The organism is Pirellulales bacterium, assembly GCA_036267355.1.
Classification (GTDB): domain Bacteria; phylum Planctomycetota; class Planctomycetia; order Pirellulales; family DATAWG01; genus DATAWG01.
In genome coordinates this window covers 92,805-110,420 of the sequence record DATAWG010000025.1, presented here as the reverse complement: position 1 = coordinate 110,420, position 17,616 = coordinate 92,805, and the positions used below count along the sequence as shown (strand labels likewise).

Here is a 17,616-nt window from a genome sequence, read left to right as displayed (position 1 = left end):
GGGGAGAGGGGAGAAGGCGCGCGGGCCGCACAAGTAGTGCAAAACCAGATCGCGCCGCCGCAGGTAGTGCGAAGCGAACACGCGCCGCTGCACGATATCCCGATTCCGCTCTCCCCGCCGCGGGAGAGCGCGTCCCATTCTCCCCTCTCCCCGCCGCGGGAGAGGGGCCGGGGGTGAGGGGGACATGACATTCCTCGCCGCTCCGCTCCTGGCTGCAATGGCGTTGGCCTCCGTGCCGATCATCATCCACATTCTCAATCGGCGCCGGTTTCAGATCATCGACTGGCCGCCGATGAAATATCTGAAGCTGACGCTGAAGCGCAATCGCCGCCGGATTCGCATCGAGCAGATGCTCCTGCTGGCCATGCGCACGCTCGCCGTGATCCTGCTGATTCTGGCCGTGGCCCGGCCGGTGATTCCGCAGAATGGGCTGGCCTCGCTATTGCCCGGCCGGAGCCGCGCCAGCCATCTGATCGTGATCGACGATTCGCTTTCGATGGGCTACACCACGGCCGGCCGCACCGCGTTTCAAGTCGCACAAAATGCGGCAGCCGATTTGATCAAAGCGGCCGGGGCTCAAGACAGCGTGACGATATTGCTCACCTCGCAACCGAATCGCCCGCTGGTGCGCGACGGCAGCCTGCAAGACGCCGCGAAGTTTGCCGACATCGTGGCCGCCGCGACGCTCACCGACACGCCGAGCAATTGGGCCGCCACATTCGACGGCGCGATCGCCGCGCTTTCCACGGCCGTGTACTCGAACAAAGAGCTGGTGCTGATTACTGACTTGCGCCGCAACGGCTGGTCGAAGGATGTGACCCGCGCGGCCGATGATTTGGCCGCGATGCGCGTTCCGCTCCGAATTCTCGACGTCGGCGACCGGCGGACCGAAAACGTGGCGGTCGTGAAATTCGAACTGGAAGACGCAATCGCCCTCCCCGACCAGCCGATCCACCTCGCGGCCGACATCCGCAACCAAACCGCCGTGTCGATCACCGGCGCCCAAGCCACGCTCAGCGTCGACGGCGACAGTCGGCCGGTGCTGCTGCCCGATCTGGCGGTGGGCGCGAGCACCCACGTGCCTTTGTCGTTGATCCTCGATTCGCCGGGGCCGCACGCCGTTTCGCTTTCGCTCGGGCACGATGCGCTGCCGCAAGACGACGTGCGTTATCTCAATCTGGACGTGCGGCCCACGGTGTCGGTCATGCTGGTCGACGGAGCGCCGTCGGCGCAGAAATTCGAATCGGAAACCGATTTCTTGGCGTTGGCCTATTCGGTGGGCGCGCGGCCTTGGAATGTCGAGCGAACCACGCAATTCGATCCTCGCCGCCTCGCGCCCGGCGCCGCCGACGTTCCCGATGTTCTCGTGCTGGCAAACGTGCCGTCGCTATCGGCCGAGCAGGCCGTGGCCGTCGAGCGGCTCGTGCGGCGTGGCATGGGCCTGATGATTTTCACCGGCGATCTGGTCGATGCCGATCTCTACAACGGCCGGCTCTACCACGAGGGCCACGGCCTGTTGCCCGCCAAGCTCGACCGTCCGGTCGAGGTGCCGACCACGGGCATTGCGATCGAGAAAGAGGCGCAATCGCCGCTTGCGCCGCTGGCCAAGCTGTTGCCGGAAGCGCTGGCGCGAATTCATGTCAAGCAATATACGTCGGTGCGGTTGCCGTCGCGTCCGGAGGAGGACGTGAGCATTCTGGCCCGCTGGAACAATTCGGAAAATCCGCCCGCGGTGCTGCAAAAGACGCTGGGCAAGGGCCGTGTGCTGCTCTTCACCTGCACGGCCGGAAAGAAATGGACCGATTGGCCCTTGGACCCCACCTATCTGCTTGCCGTCCGCTCGGCGGCGCTGGCGATCGCGCGCGGCCAGGATTCCGGCGGCTCGATCACGGCCGGCGAGCCGATCCAGGTGCCACTCGACCGCAATCAAGCCGCGCTCGACGCGAAAATGGCGATGCCCGGCAAGAATCCGCTCGATACGGTCGAAATTGAAAAACCGTCGCCCGATTCCACCATGCTGCGCTACGGCAAGACCTATCGCTCCGGAATCTACACGCTATCGTGGCGCGACGAGAAATCGAATCCCCGTTCGCTCCGTTTCGCGGTGAATCCGCCTCCCAGCGAAAGCGATCTGGAGCCGCTCGCGCGGAGCGAATTGACCGAGCTGCTCGGCCATCTCAAGCCGGAAGTCGAGCGTTACGATACCGCCGGCGCAAGCCTAGGCACCCCGCCGCGAGAGATTTGGCGCCCGCTGGCGACGATGCTGTTGGCTCTATTGGGTTTGGAAGCGGTCTTCGCCGTGTGGGTCGGCCGCGAGCGGTGAGACAAGGAAAATCTCACGCGATGAGAACGAGGAATTGCCTCACGCGGAGTCGCGGAGATGCGGAGACGAGGAGAAGAGGAGAAGAGTAATGACGAGAAAAGAAGAAGACGATGGCAGAGAATTCTCAGACACGCCAATCAACTTTGACGAGTCGGAAAAGCGAGTCCTTCTCCCCTCTCCCCTTGCGGGGGAGAGGCCGTGGGTCCGGGGTAATCCAAAAAAGACACGGTCCTTCGCAAAACATCACCTTCCCCCGCGTCTCCGCGCCTCCGCGTGAGAAAAAACTCGTAAACAAGACGCCACAATGCAGCAAAACCTGCTTCGCTATTTGCTGAATGTCGAGCCGGCCCCTTGGACCGAAGGGGGCGACATGCGCCTGGGCTGGCTCAACCTGCCGCAGCACGATGCCGCGCTGTTCTTGTTGCTCGGCGTCGTTGCGGCGGTGGCCGTGGTCGCATATCTCTATCGCCGCGAAGGGAAGATGCTGCCGCGATGGAAGCGTGCCATGCTCGCCGCGCTGCGTCTGCTGACCATGGCCGGCGTGCTGGCGATGCTCCTCGAACCGGCGATCATCTTCACCAAGCGGGAAATGATCCCCTCGCGGTTGCTGGTGTTGGTCGACGATTCAGAAAGCCTCGACTTCAACGATGCCTACGTCGACGCCGCGCAAGCCAAACGGATCATCGCCGCGCTCGATCTGAAATCGATCGACCAACTCCGCGAATTATCGCGGCTAAAGCTCGCCGAACGCGCCTTGGCAAGCGGATTGATCACGCAACTCGCGGAATCGGGCGACCGCATCGTGACTCGCCGCGATTTCTCCGGCCAGCTTTTCGACAATCCGCGGAGCGACATGCGCCATGGCGTTACCGACAGCGTGCCCTTCAAATCGCCCGGCGATCTTCCGCTGCCGACGGTCGATCGCAGCACGACCGGCATCGGCACCGCCGTGAAGCAAGCCCTGGCCGCGTATCGTGGCCAACCGCTCGCCGGGATGCTCATCGTGAGCGATGGCCAGTCGAATTCCGGCGAGCCCGCGCAAAAGGCCGCCGCGGCCGCCGCGGCCGAGGGCGTGCCACTCGTGGCGCTTGCGGTGGGCACTCCCGAGGGCCCGCGCAATGCCGCCATCGCCAAGATTGATGTCAGCCCCGTGGTGTTCGTCCGCGACGCGAACCAAGCGCATGTGATCGTCAACTCTCGCGGCCTCGCCGGCCAACCCGCCACGGTCGTCATGGAGCAGCAGGTCGATGGCGGAGCTTGGGAAGAAATCGGCCGCAAGCCGATTCAATTGGAAGAATCTGGCACGGTGCAAACCGTGTCGTTCGAATTCAAGCAAGACCGGCCGGCGAAGCTCGTGCTGCGGGCGACGATTCAAGATGTCGGCCCGGAACTGACCACGGCCGACAACGTGCAGCTTGCCGAAGTGCGCGTGATCCGGCAAAAAATAAAAGTGCTGTTCGTCGCCGGACATCCGTTTCCGGAATTCGAATTTATTCGCAACATGCTCTTGCGCGACAACGGCCTATCGGCCGCCATCTGGCTGCAAACCGCCGAAAAAGACTACACGCAGGCCGGCACGCCCGGCATCAAGCGGCTGCCGGCCAATAGCGAGGAAATGAACGATTACGATTGCGTCGTGCTCTACGATCCGAATCCGGCGCTATGGCCCGAGGCTTTTCCGCAGATGCTCTCCGATTTCGTCGGCAAGGCGGGAGGCGGCTTGATTTACGTGGCCGGGGAACGATTCACCAAGGACTTCTTCGATCGTCCCGACGATCCCAGCTCCGCTTGGGTGCCGCTATTGCCGGTCGTCAGCGAGCCGGGATTGTTCCACACCGACGTCACCGCGCAGCTTAGCGCCAAGAATGCGTGGAAATTGGAAATCACTCCCGAAGGACATACCGATCCGATCTTCCAATTTTCCGAAAAGCCGGAAGAAAACGATCGTATTCTCGCCAGCCTGCCCGGCATGTTCTGGCACTACCCGGTCACGCGGGCAAAAGCCGGCGCGACGGTGCTCGCCCGGCATGCCGATCCGCGGATGCGAAATGAATACGGCAACCACGTGTTGCTGGCGACACAACTGGTCGGGCCGGGACGGAGTTTTTTCGTCGGCTTCGATTCCACCTACCGCTGGCGCTACGTCGCCGAGCAAACGTTCGACGGTTTTTGGGCCCGCATGATCGATCGCGCCGGCCGATCGAAGCAACTCGGCGGCCGCTATCCTTATTCGCTTTCGACGGATCGGGCCAGCTACCGCCCGGGTTCGCCGGTAATGCTGACCGCGCGGTTCGAGAACCCCAACGACAAGGACGCGGGGCTCGAGCAGATGCACGGCGAAGTCGAAATGCCCGACGCTCCTCCGATCGCGATCACGCTTTCGCCGCGCAAAAGCGATCCATCGGTTTTCGAGGCCACGTTTGCGGTGAGCAAAGCGGGAACGCATTTCGTCAAGGTCTGGGCCGGCGATGCCGACGCGAAGCAGGCCGTCCGCCCGGCGACGCTCGAATTCCCTGTCGAACTGCCGAACCTGGAATACGACCAGCCGACGCTGAACAGGCCGGTCCTGCAGGCGATGGCCAAGGCGACCGGCGGCGCGGTGTTCGATCTGTCGGAGGCGGATCGGATTCCGCAGGCCTTTACGATCCGCCGCATCGCGCACATGCTCGAAGACCGCCAACGGATTTTTAACGCCCCGCTGCTCTTCGGCTTCGTGCTCGCCTGCCTGTTCGCCGAATGGATCTTGCGCAAAAAATGCCGATTGATTTAATGCTTGGTCCCTTACCCTTTGCGAGAGAGGGTTTAGGATTGGTCCCCCTCTCCCCGTTGCGGGAGAGGGGTGAGGGTGGTTCCCCTCTCCCCCTTGCGGGAGAGGGGTTAGGGGTGAGGGGGATGCCCCCACGAACATTCCCCTCACCACCGGCCCCTCTCCCGAAAAGGGCGAGGGGAGAAATAAGAAAAGCCGCGGAGGAAATAACCGATGGCCACGCTCGACTCATCTTCGCTCGCCGATCTCGCGCGCATGCAGCGGCAGCTTGTCGCCCGGCTCGCGCAGGTGCGCCGCCGCGTGCGGCTGTGGCTATGGATCGAAGGAACGGCAATCGTGCTGGCCGAAGCGGTCGGGTTAGGCCTGTTTTCATTCTGGGCCGACCATACGCTTCGGCTGGGCATCGCGGTGCGCATCGGCCTGCTGGCTGCTTCGGTATTGGTCCTTGCGGTGGAAGCCGTGCGGCGGATCGCGATTCCGTTGCTGACGCCGCTTGGCCTCGTGGCCCTAGCGGGGGCGATCGGCAAAAAATCAGGCGGTGGGGAAAACGGCGATTTCGCCGGCCGTGTCGCGTCGGTGCTTGAATTGCCGGCCTTATTGAATCGCCCCTCGGGTCCGAGCCCGGCGATGATCGACCACGCGATCCGCCGCCGCCACGAAGCGCTCGCGGGAACCGATTTCCGTGCGGCCCTCGATCGAGCCCGGCTGCGAAACATGCTCCTGCTGCTGGCGATGGGGATTCTGGTTCCTGCGGCGCTGGTGGCCCGCTTTCCGGAAACGGCTGGCCTTTGGGCGCGGCGATTGTTTCTCGCCTCTCGCGAACCCTGGCCGCAAAACACCTATCTGCGCGTGGCCGACGAGCGCGATGGCCGCATTCAAGTGCCGCGCGGCGAGCCGTATGTTCTCCGCGCCGGCGCTCGCGACGGCAGCATCGCGCCGCAGCGGATCTTTCTCACCATCCACGGCGAACAACGAACCAATGTGCTCATGAAGCAATTCGGCGAGAACGATTTTCGGCACGATTTCGCGGTCGTCGATGATCCGCTCCGGCTCGAATTGGAAGGGGGCGACGACGACTACGGACCCCTGCTGCTGGCGCCAGTCGATCGGCCCCGCGTGGTCGGCCTCGAGCTAGAGGCCCAGCATCCGCGGCAAGCCATTGCCGAGAAGCACGATTTCAACGGCGGCGACGCCGATCTCAGCTTCCTCGTCAAAACGCGGATTTGGCTGCACATCGCAGCGAATGTTCCGCTCCGCGAATTGCGATTGAAATCGCAATCCGCGCATCCGAAGCCGGCAGAATTGCGGCGAATCGACGACACGCATTTCGCGGTCGATTGGGTGCAATCCGGGCCTGCGAAGTTCGATCTCGAACTAGTGGCCGCCGAGTCGGGATTGGTTTCGCTGCCGGTGCCAGTGAGCATCGGTTTGAAAGTCGATCAGTCGCCGCGAGTGACGATGTCGTACGGCGGCGTCCGCCAACGAGTCACGCCGCAAGCGAAGATTCCACTGGCGATCGATGCCCGCGACGACTACGGCCTGACCGCCGTCGGTCTGACGATCAAAGACGAAACGCCCGACCCGGCCGATTCCGCAAAGCTCGTTGCCCGTAGCGTGCCGCAACCGATCTTTCCCGCGAACGCGAATCCGAAAGTGCCGCCGAACGAAGACCCGCTGCCGCTCCAATTGCCGCTCAAGCAGACGCTCGACGTGGCGGCGCAAAAACTCGCTCCCGGCTCGTTCCTCTCGATTACTGCCGTTGCGACCGACAATTGCTACACCGGGCCGCAGACAAGCCGATCGCGAACGATCGTGTTCGGCATCGTGGCGTCGGAAGAATTGTTTCGCGAAATCCTGTTGCGGCAGCAGGCCGAGCGAATCAAGTTCCGCAAGCAGACCGAAGAGGCCGAAACAATTCGCGGCCTGATCGAAGCCTCACTAAGCGGCACGTCCGTCGCCAAGCAGCCCCCGCCGAAACAATTGGCCGAGATCGCTCGCCGCCACCGAGCACTGCAACTCGAAACCTTGCGGATCGCCACCGTGCTCGGTGAAGCGCTGACGGAAATCAAGCTGAACGGCCTGGGCTCGCCCGAGTCGCACGCGCTGATGGAGCAGAAAGTGCTCTTGCCGCTCAAGGGGCTCGGCGAAGAATTGCTGAGCCCGCAAACGGCGGCCATCGATGCGATTGCCCCCGCCCCCGGCGCCGAATTCGACCCCGCCAGGCTTCGCCCGCTTCTCAGCCGGCAGGAAACGATCATCACGCGGATGAAGGAGATTTTGCAACAGATGGCCCAGTGGGACAGTTTTGTCGATGTGCTGAATCAACTCGATCAGATCATTAAGCTTGAAACCGACGTGAAAGCCGGCAGTCAGAAGCTGGAGAAAAAGGAAACCGACAGCTTGTTCGACAAGTAGTTTGACAGATAACCCGCCGCGGGGGGACAATGCATTCGCGTTGGTCTGATTTTCGGCGAAGGAGGTGTCGAATGAACGCAGTTGCGTATCGAGCGGGCATGCATCGGTATGCCGGCCGGATGGGATCGATCGTGCTGGCGCTCGTGTTTGTCGCCGGCAGCCGGGCATCGGCGGACGACAAAACCGTTTCCGAGGCCGATAAGCTGCAGTTCACGCAAAAGCAGGTGCAAGCCCTCATGCAGGAACTGCAGGAGCGGATGTTCCACCTCTCGGAACTGACCAAGCAGGCCGAGCCCGACAATTCGACGCGCCTTGTGCTCGCGCTGCGCAAAGCGCGCGAGGAATTGATCGTCGAACAGATGCGCGAGATTCTCGACAAACTCAGCCAGCGCGATCTCTCGAAAGCGACCGACGACACCAAGCAGGTGTTGGTGAAACTCGACGCACTGAAAAAACTGCTGATCGCCGCCGATCTGGAATTGGAATTGCAACTCGAGCGATTGCGGCAATTACAAGCTGCGATCCGCAAAGTCGACGAAGCGATCAAAGTCGAGACACAGCAAAAATCGGAATCCGCGCGGCTCGACGGACTACAAAAGAAAAAGCAGGATGTCAAACAAGCGGCCCTCGATCGAGCCAAGCAAGCCGAAGCAGCCAATCGCCAGCGGACGGCCGATGCCGCCACGGCCACGAAAACGCTCGGGCAGCTCGATCCGGCCGTGCAATCGCTATCGGCCGCCGGCAAGTCGATGTCGTCCGCCGAAGCAAAGCTTGGCGGCGGAAGCCCGGGCGATGCCGAAGGCGAGCAATCCGACGCGCTGAAGAAACTGGCCGACGCGCGATCGATGCTGGAAAAAGACCGGCAGCGCGTGCTGCAGGAATTGCAGCAGCAGGTCAAGCGGGTAGTCGTCGAGAATTTGCAGGAAATGCTCGACCGGCAAGTGGCGATTCGCCGCGCGACCGAAGCTCTTTCGCCGCAGCTCGCCCGAAAGCGCGAGGCGGTCGTCGAACTGCAAAAACTGGCGATCCCCGAGCAGCGCATCGCCACGCTCTGCCAGCAGACGCGCGAATTGGTCGAGGAAACGGAATTCAGCGTCACGCTCGGTCCGGCCTTGGAATCGCTCGAAAAGGATATGCTGATCGTGAGCGGCGATCTTACCGGCGGGCGCGGCAACCGGCATGTCGTCGAGTCGGAACAAGCCATTGAGGCCGATCTCAAGGACCTGCTCGACACGTTCAAGGAATTGCCGACCGCGGCCGGCCAGTGCGATTCGCAATGCTCCGGCTGCAAGGGAAACATGAACAAGCTTCTGGCCGAGCTTAAAGTCGTGCGGATGATGCAAATGCGGGTGAACAAGGGCACCATCGATGCCGACGAAGCGGCCCGCCGGCGTGCGGCCATTGCCGAATTGCCCGCCGATGTGCGCGAGATAATCGGCAAGCTTCGCGACCGCCAGGCGACGATCCGCGATGCGATGGACCAACTGCATGCCCGATTCGCGCAATAAACGCACTGTAGAATGCGCGCGGTAAATCCGAGCGGCCGATGGCCGCCGCGTCTCGTGCGAACGATGAACCGAGGAGAAATCATGAGGACGCATCGCATAGCGCCGGTCGCAGCATTATCGCTTCTTGTTGGAATTGCGTTCGGCGCTCATGCGACTCCGCCCGATTCGCCCCTTGACCGGCCTCAGCCAAAGCTATCGGACGAATTCGATCTGATTCCCAAGATGCTTTCCGCGGCCAAAGGGCATGCCGACAGTGATCCGCTGAAAACGATTTCCCGCCGCATGACCGTGATCCATGGCGACCTGAGCCAATGCGAAACCGACGAACCGGTGCAAACGCGCGAGCGGCAAGTTGTGCGATCGCTCGATGAATTGATTGCCGCGCTCGAGCGGCATTGCAGCGGGCTGGGCCGTGGAAATCGGCCGAATGGCGGCCGCCGCGATTCGGTGATCGCTAGCGGCGACCCGACAGCGGGCGAAGCGCACGGCGTGAATCCGAATGCCTGGCAGTCGGCCCAGCTTCCACCGAAGCTGCGAAAGGAAATCTTGCAATCGAAAACCGACGGATTCCCGCCGGGATATGAGTCGCTTTTGCAGAGCTACTACCAACAGCTCGCCGAAGAGAAATCGGCCGAAGATCAATCGACCGATGCCAAGACGGTGCCGTTGCAACCGGATGCACAGGCTAGACCGGCAAGCTCCAAGGCAGCATCGCCATGATGCGGAGAGTGAGTCAATGAATCTATTGCCAGAGCGGCGGGGCTTGCTTGCGATCGCGTTTGCGCTGGCTATTGCCATGGGCCGCGCCCAAGCTGAAACCGTGCGCACGGTCGACGACAAAGCCATTTCCGGCACGATCGCGGGATTCGATTCCGACGCAATTCTTGTGCAGCAAAAGACGGACAATTCAAAACCCGTCCGGATTCCGCTCGCCGAGATCGTAGACGTTTCTTTCGGTGAAGGACACACCGTAGCGGCGCCCGCCATGTCGAAGCCAAAACCGAGCCCACTAAGCGCGATTGGCGGTTTGTTCGGGATTTCGTCGGCGCAGACTACGGAAGCGTATTCGACCCCGTATGCTGCCGCCAACGGCACATCGGCGTACGCTCGCTCGACATATGCGCAGCCGCCGGCCATCACGATTCCACATGATGCATCGCCGGTTCTGCCAGCGCCGCGAATATCGCGTCGCGGCGTCGTCATCTGGCAATTCGAATTCGCCGGCGGCGATGCCGCCTACGCTTCGCTCGACAAGTGGGCCGCCGATTCTGTGCGTCTCACGTTCGATTCCTTCGCCGGTTCGCCGATCGCCGTGCCGGTGGATCGGATCCGGGCCATCTGGTCGTCGTCGCCGGCGATGGTCAAGAAGGCGAAAGACCTGAATCAATCCGCCGAGGGACAAGATGTCGCCTTTATCGAGAAAGCTGGCGATGTCAAAGCGGTGCCCGGGCTCGCGGAAGGCCTCGACGGCGGATTCCTCAAATTCAAATTCGAGGGCGAAAGTCGCCGCATCAAGCTCGACCGGCTGGCGGGCATTTTGCTTTCGCAACGAGAAATCGCTGCGGACAAATCGCTTTATGAAGCGTTTGCGTTGCCGGATGGCGACCGGCTTTTCGGCCGGATCGAAGCCATCGAAAGCGGCGTGCTGCGATTCAAACCGATATGCTCAGCGGGCGCCGACGCCGCCCGGGTCGAAATTCCGCTCAAGCAATTGAAGTCGATCGAGGTGCGGAATGGCCGGCTTGCCTGGCTGGGCGATCTGCGGCCCTCGGCCGTCGTGCAGGTTCCCTATTTCGATCGGTTGATGCCGTACCGGGTCAACCAAAGTCTCACCGGCGGTGCGTTGGTGCTGGCCGATGGCCCGGTTGCCAAGGGGATTGCCGTACACACCCGCTGCACGCTCACCTACGACATCGCCGGAGCATTCGGGCGGTTTCGCGCGAAAGTCGGGTTTCAGCAGCCCGAAGGCAAGATCGGCCGGGCCTCGGTCCGCGTCATGGGCGACGGCAAAATGCTTTGGCAGCAGGCCGATCTGCGCGGCGATGCCTCCAAGCCGGCCGCCATCGATGTCGACGTGGCAAACATCAAGTCGCTTTCGCTCGAGGCCGATTATGGCCCCAATTTCGACGTGGCCGGGCGAATCGTGTGGGGCGAGGCGCGGCTGATTCGGCAGTAGAGTGAGGGGTTAGGACGCGGCATCGGAGCCCGCAGCGCTAGCAAGGGAGAGAGGTCCGACGATGGCATGCTCGAGCACGCTTCCAACACGAACGATTCTGCTCGCTCTGTGTTTTGCGGTTTGCGGTTCTGCTGCTCTCGCTGCGGAAACGGGCAATCCTCGGGCCGGCAAATCGTCTGACAATGCTTCGGCGAACGCCGCCGCAAAGGCCCTGCCGAATCCGACGGTGAATGTCGAGGTGACCGAGTGGGCGGTGTTTGTGGCCGATGTGGTGAACCCGACGCTGAATGCACGCAACTTGTTTTCCGATCCGTTGCCGTCGTTCGCGGAGGACCTGCGTACGGCGAGTTCCGACGATCATGCAAAGCCGGGCGATCCTGCTCCGCTTGGTTTGATCCGGCTTTCGGCCGACGGCCCGATCGACAAGACGGAAACGGTCGACGTGCAGCTTAGCTTCAACAGCGGGCGACTGCTCGGCCATTGGCCGACCGCCAAGACGCGCTCCGCCGCGGTGCTTTGGAAAGACCTCGGCCTTGCGACCGACACGACGGCAACCGAGCGCCGTCTGCCGGAAGGCTCGTGGTTGGCGCCGCTGCGCAGCGGCAGCTTGCCGCTATTGGCCGGCGGGACGCGCGAATCGTTTTTGCTCTACGACCTAGAATTGCCGTATCAAATCCAAATGCACGTCAGCCGTAGGTCCGCCGAAACATATTCGGTTTCGCAGAGCAGCAGCGCGGCGCTGCTCGATGTCACGTTTTACAAGCCCGACACCGGCCACTGGCGCACGGCAATGGTTTCGAGCCTAGCCTCGAGCGGCGCCGGTGCGATGCCGGCCGCGCCGGACCTGCCTGCTGCCGTCGCCACATCGAATTCGGCGTACTCGGCCGTTCAGATCGTCCGAGCGAATGGCGCGGTTGTAACGATGACGAAAATTCAGCCGGCCCTGTCGGCAGCGTCTGCTCCGGCGGCGACGGGTGCGAAGAAGGCGAGTGCCGCGCCGAAGCCGGCGATCGCCGCGAAGCCGACCGAGTTCGTGCTTGGCCCAGCCACCGAGACCGACGACACGGTTCTCGCGCCATGGCGCGGCAAGCTGGCGGCGGCTGGCCTTGCCGCGGCGGATCAAGATGCGATTCTGAAAATCCTCGCCCGGCATGCGCTCGATCCCAAACGCCTGACGGCCGTCTGCCGGCTCGATCCGGCGGAGCTCGACCGAATCGTGCCGCTCGAAGTCGTGCCGCAGCCGAAGAAGATCACGCGGGTCGCGCTCGTGATCGTGCGCGGAATCGATCCTGCGATCGACGACGATTTGGACCGCTTAATTAAAAAACTTGGCGATCCGTCCTGGAAAGTGCGCGATGCCGCAACGAAGGAAATCCACAAATTCGGCGTGCGAGCGAAATCGCGGCTCGAAACGGCCGCCAACGACAAAGATGTCGAAATCTCCTATCGCGCCGAAATGCTGCTGGCGGGAATCGGGAAAGAATAGGGGATAGGGTGAGGGATTAGGGTGAGAGGATAGGGTGAGGCGGTAGGAAATACGGTGGACGCGCGAAACCGCAAGCGCGGTTCTATATCCGGTTGTGGCCCGACACCGCGCTTGCGGTTTCGCGCGTTCTCTAACCCCTCACCCTAACCCCTCACCCTATTTTTTCTCTCCGAGCAGGCTTTCGATCTTTGCGGCGGTGTCTTCGCGGGCGTCGATGAATCGGAGCACGCCCCTCTTGTCGATGAGAAACATCGTCGGTATTCCGTTGACGCCCCAAGCGCTCGCCAGCGGATGCCACGGCTCGCTTTCGCTTTGCGCTGCCTCGCGCATTTGCGGCCAGGGCATTTCCTTCTGCTTGACGAACGAATTGACCGTGTCGTCGCTGCCATCGCAATCGAGGCCGACGATTTCGAGTCCTTTACCGTGGTAGGTTTTGTAGAGTTCTTTCATACGGGGAATTTCCGCGTTGCACGGGCCGCACCAGGTGGCCCAGAAGTCGAGCAGAACGACTTTGCCCTTCCAATCGTCGGTGGAAAAGTTCTTGCCGCTTGCGGTGCGGCCGGCGGCCACGAGCCCTTTATGGACGAGATCGCGCTGAGCGCCGCTCGGATCGAGTTGGGCGGCGAGCTTTTTGGCCCGCTCCCCCTTCATCACTTTGCGAAGCACTTCGGCAATCTTGACGGGCATATCGTCGGTGGCGGGTCCGATGCCGGCCATCACGGCGAGGGTCAGGGCGACGTTGTTGCTCTCCGGATTGCTGCGTGCGATCGCGGTGTAGTCGGTTAGAATCTTCTGCTGCGCGGCGGCGTCTTTCGAGGCTTGCCACCATTTGCGGAGCGCGATTGCCGATTGGGCGGCAAGTGCGTTGGCCCCGTCTCCGCCGGCGGTTTTTTCGAGCGACGCTTCGGCCTCGTCGTCTCCCAACGCTGCGAGGATGGCCAGATATTGGCAGCGATCGCGCTGGAGCGCTTCGCGTTCGGTGTTGTCCGTTTGCGATTGGGCCAGTTCATCGAGCAGAGCGGCGGCGTTCTGCAGCAATGGCCGCACCTTGGGGCCATCTTCCTTGCGGAACAGCGGATCGGCCACTGCCGATAGGGCCGGCATCGCGGTGTCGAGCTGTTCCTTCGCGGCTCGTAAATCGGCGAGGATTTCGTTCTCGGTGCGCTTCGCCGGGGCGGCGGCGGGTTTTGGCTCAGATTTCGGCGTCGATGTTGCCGCTGGCCCGGCGGCGCGAGCGGCGATTGGCTTGCTGGTGGAGAGCGTTGCGACGAACGCGGACACCAAGAAGATTGCCCATACCGCCGACGGTTGCTTCCTGTTCATGGTTCAACCTTTCGTTGGGAGATGGAGCGGCGCTCATGCTAGCGAATACATCCCGTGGCTGGCGCTTTTCAGCTTGCCCTGTTTTACCAACTCGTCCCAAACCGCGCGCGGATATTGGTTGGGCGGAGTGATTGCCGTGATCGAGGATTTCTGGCCGCCGCTCATCGGCCCATGGCCGACGCGCGATTCGTCGTCGAGTTGGGTGAATTTCATCCGCTTCTTGAAGGCTTTTAGGGCCGCTTTGAGGATCTCGGGCGATGGCGGAGCATCGGCAGCCTGTGAAGCGGCGGTAGCGGGCGGCGCGCCCGCCGCGGCGGGTGTCGTGGAGGGTGGCGTGTTCGACTGATTCTCGGCCATGGCAGAGGTCGTCCTGTCCAGAAGAAGTGGCGCTCGGGCGATGCCCCGAATCGGCCGCGATGCCGTTATGTTAAATTGCCCTCGCGGCTTGGGCAAGCACTTGGCTGATCTTGGATCGATCTCGACAAGATGCTAAACTTCGCGGCCCATCGGACTGCTGTCTTGCAGGGTGTGCCGGTCGGAGCGATCGCCTTTCTCGCACGGCGGGAAACGTTCGCCGCCGGGGTGCGCGATCTTCGTCTCGCCGCCAAATGCCGCGATCGGAATTGCCCAAAGCGACATGGAGGTCGCCATGCTGGCTAAATGGCCCATTCGCAATAAATTGCTCGTCGGGGTGGGGCTGCTGACCGTGCTTGTGGCCACGCTGTCGACCAGCGGGTTCTTGGGCTTGTATGCCTATCGCAGCCTGGTGCGCAGCCTGCACAATCGGGCGGCCGAATTGCCGCTGGCCACCGAGTTGGCGCAAAAGGTAAGCGACCTGCGCGTGAGCGTGACGGCGAATCCTTCCGAGGGCGCCGCGGCGTCGGCCGATCAGCCGCAGCCATCGGATGCCGACACGGTCCGCGACCGCTTTCGGACGAATTTCGATGCCGTGCAATCCGCCTTCGAAGACTATAGCAGCCAATTGGCCCAAAACGATCAAGACGATTTTCTGATCAACGACCGCAGCAGCGAACGAGCGGTGGTCGCGCAAATGCAAGAAACGATCGCCCGACTGGCCGATCTGGCGGAATCGTCGGCATGGCCACTCGACGCCAAGCGGCTCGAGCAGCTCAATTCGCAGCTTGATTCGGCACAGGGATTGTCGGGCAAACTGCCTAGTTTTTTGTACCGCCGAATTCACGATTTAGCCGGCGAGGTGCGCGGCCGCTACCGCACGCTGATCATCCTCACGTGGCTGACGACGATCTTGGCATTGGTGACGTTCGTCTTGCTCGTGCATCTATTCTACCGCTGGGTGTTCCGCCCATTGCAGGTGCTGCTCGAAGGATCGCGCGTGGTGGCGGCGGGCAATTTCGGCTACCGGATTCAGCTCGACAGCCAAGACGAGATGGCGGAGCTGGCCCGTTCGCTCAACGACATGACCTCGCGCTTCCAGGCGATTCGCGACGATCTGGATCATCAGGTGCAACTGCGCACGCGGCAAGTCGTGCGCAGCGAACAATTGGCGAGCGTCGGGTTTTTGGCGGCGGGCGTGTCGCATGAGATCAACAACCCGCTGGCCTCGATCGCCATGTGCGCCGAATCGTTGGAAGGCCGGCTCGCGGAAATCGCGCCCGGCGACGACCCACAATCCGAGCTTGTGCGCCGCTATTTGCGGATGATTCAAACCGAGGCCTTCCGCTGCAAGGAGATCACTGAAAAGCTGCTCGATTTTTCGCGCTTGGGCGACGTGCAGCATCAGCCGACCGATCTGAGCGAATTGATCCAAGGCGTGATCGACATGGTGCGGCATTTGGGCAAGTATCAGAAAAAGCAGATTAACTTTTCGCCCGCAGGCCCCGTCGTCGCCGAAGTGAACGGCCAGGAGATCAAGCAGGTCGTGCTGAACATGATCACCAACGCGCTGGACGCCGTCGATTCCGGCGGGGTGCTCACGATCGATTTGCACACCACCGGCGAATTCGCCGAAATGGTTTTCACCGACAACGGCTGCGGCATGACCCAAGAAGTGCTCGAACATCTCTTCGAGCCCTTTTTCACGCGCAAACGCGGCGGCCAGGGCACCGGCTTGGGACTGTCGATCGTGTATCGCATCGTCAGCGAACATGGCGGGCAAATCGAAGCCACCAGCGCCGGGCCCGCCAAAGGCTCGCAGCTTCGCATCACGTTGCCGCTCGCCGAATCCACACCTACCGATTCGCACAAGGAGAACACCCATCACTACCAAGCCGCGTAAAGGGCTGAAACTGCTCTTCGCCGACGACGAGCCTTCGTTGCAAGAGTTGATGCGCATCGAGCTGGCCCGGATGGGACACGAAGTGACCGTTTGCCCGGATGGCGCCACTGCCGTCGCGGCGCTCGAGCGGCATACGTTCGATTGCTTGCTCGTAGACCTCGACATGCCGGGCTACAACGGCATTCAAGTGATCACCCGGGCCAAACAACTTTCGCCCGACGTCGATGCCGTCGTGCTCACGGGCAAATCGTCGCTCGATACGGCCGTGGCTGCGTTGCGGCAAGGAGCGTTCGACTATCTCACCAAGCCTTGCAAGCTCTCCTCGCTGGAAACGCTGCTTTCGCGGATCCGCGAGAAGCGCGAGCTGACGCAAAAATTCCGCGCGCTCCAGCGCCGGCTCGAACGGGCCGAAGGGCCGAGCGACCTGGTCGGCCAATCCTCGGCCATGGAACGCGTACGCCAGCGGATCGCGAAAGTCGCCCCCACCAATTCCAGCGTGCTCATCCTCGGCGAAACGGGCACGGGCAAGGAACTCGTCGCCCGCGCGCTGCATGCCCAAAGCCATCGGACGGCCGAACCGATGGTGGCCATCAACTGCGGAGCGCTGCCCGAAAATCTGATCGAAAGCGAACTCTTCGGCCACCGCAAAGGAAGCTTCACCGGCGCCGACGAGCATCGCGTCGGGCTATTCGAAGTCGCCGATGGCGGCACGCTGTTTCTCGACGAGATCGGTGAATTGCCCAAGGCGATGCAAGCCAAGTTGCTGCGCGTGCTCGAAAGCGGCGAGATCCGGCGAGTCGGTGAAAACGAACCGCAGACGGTCGATGTGCGCGTGGTGTGCGCGACGCATCGGCGGCTCGACGAAATGGTCGGCGCCGGCGAGTTTCGCGAAGACTTGTTGTTCCGCATCAACACGTTCGAAATTCCGCTGCCGCCGCTGCGGCAACGGATCGACGACATCCCGGCGCTGGCCCGGCATCTGTTGGCCCGATCGCGGCCGCACATCCGGCCCGGCGACGAAGTGTTTTCGCCCGAGGCGATGGATCTGCTCAAATCGCACACCTGGCCTGGCAATATTCGCGAGCTTGCGAACGTCGTCGAGCATGCCGCGATCCTGTGCGATGCGCTGCCGATCACGGTCGACGATCTGCCCGACCGGCTTTGCAACGGCCGGCCGCGGCAACCACAGTTCAACGCGTCGCAACCCCTTTCGCTGCGCGAGATCGAAATGCAAGCGATCCGCAATTCGCTCGACCGCAACGCCGGCAGCAAACCGAAAACGGCCGAGGAACTCGGCATCAGCTTGAAGACGCTCTATAACAAGCTGCATCAGGAAGCGGAACTGGAACGAACGGCGTGAC

Annotated in this window: 12 protein-coding genes; 9 read left to right on the top strand and 3 right to left on the bottom strand. The window is 62.3% G+C overall.

The features are described 5' to 3' along the window. Positions 1-184 precede the first annotated feature (184 nt). The 7 genes from VHX65_04215 (at position 185) to VHX65_04185 (ending at position 12,675) form a co-directional block, all read left to right on the top strand. Positions 185-2,323: a BatA domain-containing protein gene (locus VHX65_04215; GenBank protein HEX3997739.1), complete on the top strand. Its 2,139-nt coding sequence runs from the start codon at positions 185-187 to the stop codon at positions 2,321-2,323. A 304-nt stretch (positions 2,324-2,627) separates the two neighbouring features. Further along, positions 2,628-5,093, top strand: coding sequence for a hypothetical protein (locus tag VHX65_04210; protein ID HEX3997738.1), 2,466 nt, complete (start codon positions 2,628-2,630; stop codon positions 5,091-5,093). 210 nt (positions 5,094-5,303) lie between these two features. Continuing rightward, entirely contained in the window at positions 5,304-7,505 is a 2,202-nt protein-coding gene (locus tag VHX65_04205; protein ID HEX3997737.1) for a hypothetical protein, read from the top strand. A gap of 71 nt (positions 7,506-7,576) precedes the next feature. Then, positions 7,577-9,013 (top strand): hypothetical protein, encoded by a 1,437-nt coding sequence (locus VHX65_04200; protein HEX3997736.1) that lies wholly within the window; start codon positions 7,577-7,579, stop codon positions 9,011-9,013. An 81-nt stretch (positions 9,014-9,094) separates the two neighbouring features. Then, the gene (locus VHX65_04195) at positions 9,095-9,733 is read left to right on the top strand and encodes a hypothetical protein (protein ID HEX3997735.1); all 639 of its coding nucleotides are present in this window, start codon (positions 9,095-9,097) and stop codon (positions 9,731-9,733) included. A gap of 16 nt (positions 9,734-9,749) precedes the next feature. Further along, positions 9,750-11,189 carry an NPCBM/NEW2 domain-containing protein gene (locus VHX65_04190; protein ID HEX3997734.1) on the top strand — a complete coding sequence of 480 codons (1,440 nt, stop codon included), beginning with the start codon at positions 9,750-9,752 and terminating at the stop codon, positions 11,187-11,189. A gap of 61 nt (positions 11,190-11,250) precedes the next feature. Next, the gene (locus VHX65_04185) at positions 11,251-12,675 is read left to right on the top strand and encodes a hypothetical protein (protein ID HEX3997733.1); all 1,425 of its coding nucleotides are present in this window, start codon (positions 11,251-11,253) and stop codon (positions 12,673-12,675) included. A 156-nt stretch (positions 12,676-12,831) separates the two neighbouring features. Here VHX65_04185 and VHX65_04180 read toward each other — a convergent pair whose 3' ends face one another. The 3 genes from VHX65_04180 to VHX65_04170 all read right to left on the bottom strand — a co-directional run bounded on the left by VHX65_04180 (position 12,832) and on the right by VHX65_04170 (position 14,637). Continuing rightward, positions 12,832-13,998: a TlpA disulfide reductase family protein gene (locus VHX65_04180; protein HEX3997732.1), complete on the bottom strand. Its 1,167-nt coding sequence runs from the start codon at positions 13,996-13,998 to the stop codon at positions 12,832-12,834. Positions 13,999-14,031: 33 nt separating this feature from the next. Further along, entirely contained in the window at positions 14,032-14,355 is a 324-nt protein-coding gene (locus VHX65_04175) for a hypothetical protein (GenBank protein HEX3997731.1), read from the bottom strand. A 132-nt stretch (positions 14,356-14,487) separates the two neighbouring features. Then, positions 14,488-14,637: a hypothetical protein gene (locus VHX65_04170; protein ID HEX3997730.1), complete on the bottom strand. Its 150-nt coding sequence runs from the start codon at positions 14,635-14,637 to the stop codon at positions 14,488-14,490. Positions 14,638-14,647: 10 nt separating this feature from the next. On the opposite strand from VHX65_04170, the gene VHX65_04165 reads away from it, so the two are divergent. Both VHX65_04165 and VHX65_04160 read left to right on the top strand, forming a co-directional pair. Beyond that, positions 14,648-16,255 (top strand): HAMP domain-containing sensor histidine kinase, encoded by a 1,608-nt coding sequence (locus VHX65_04165; GenBank protein HEX3997729.1) that lies wholly within the window; start codon positions 14,648-14,650, stop codon positions 16,253-16,255. A gap of 4 nt (positions 16,256-16,259) precedes the next feature. Further along, positions 16,260-17,615 carry a sigma-54 dependent transcriptional regulator gene (locus VHX65_04160; protein ID HEX3997728.1) on the top strand — a complete coding sequence of 452 codons (1,356 nt, stop codon included), beginning with the start codon at positions 16,260-16,262 and terminating at the stop codon, positions 17,613-17,615. Position 17,616: the final 1 nt, after the last annotated feature.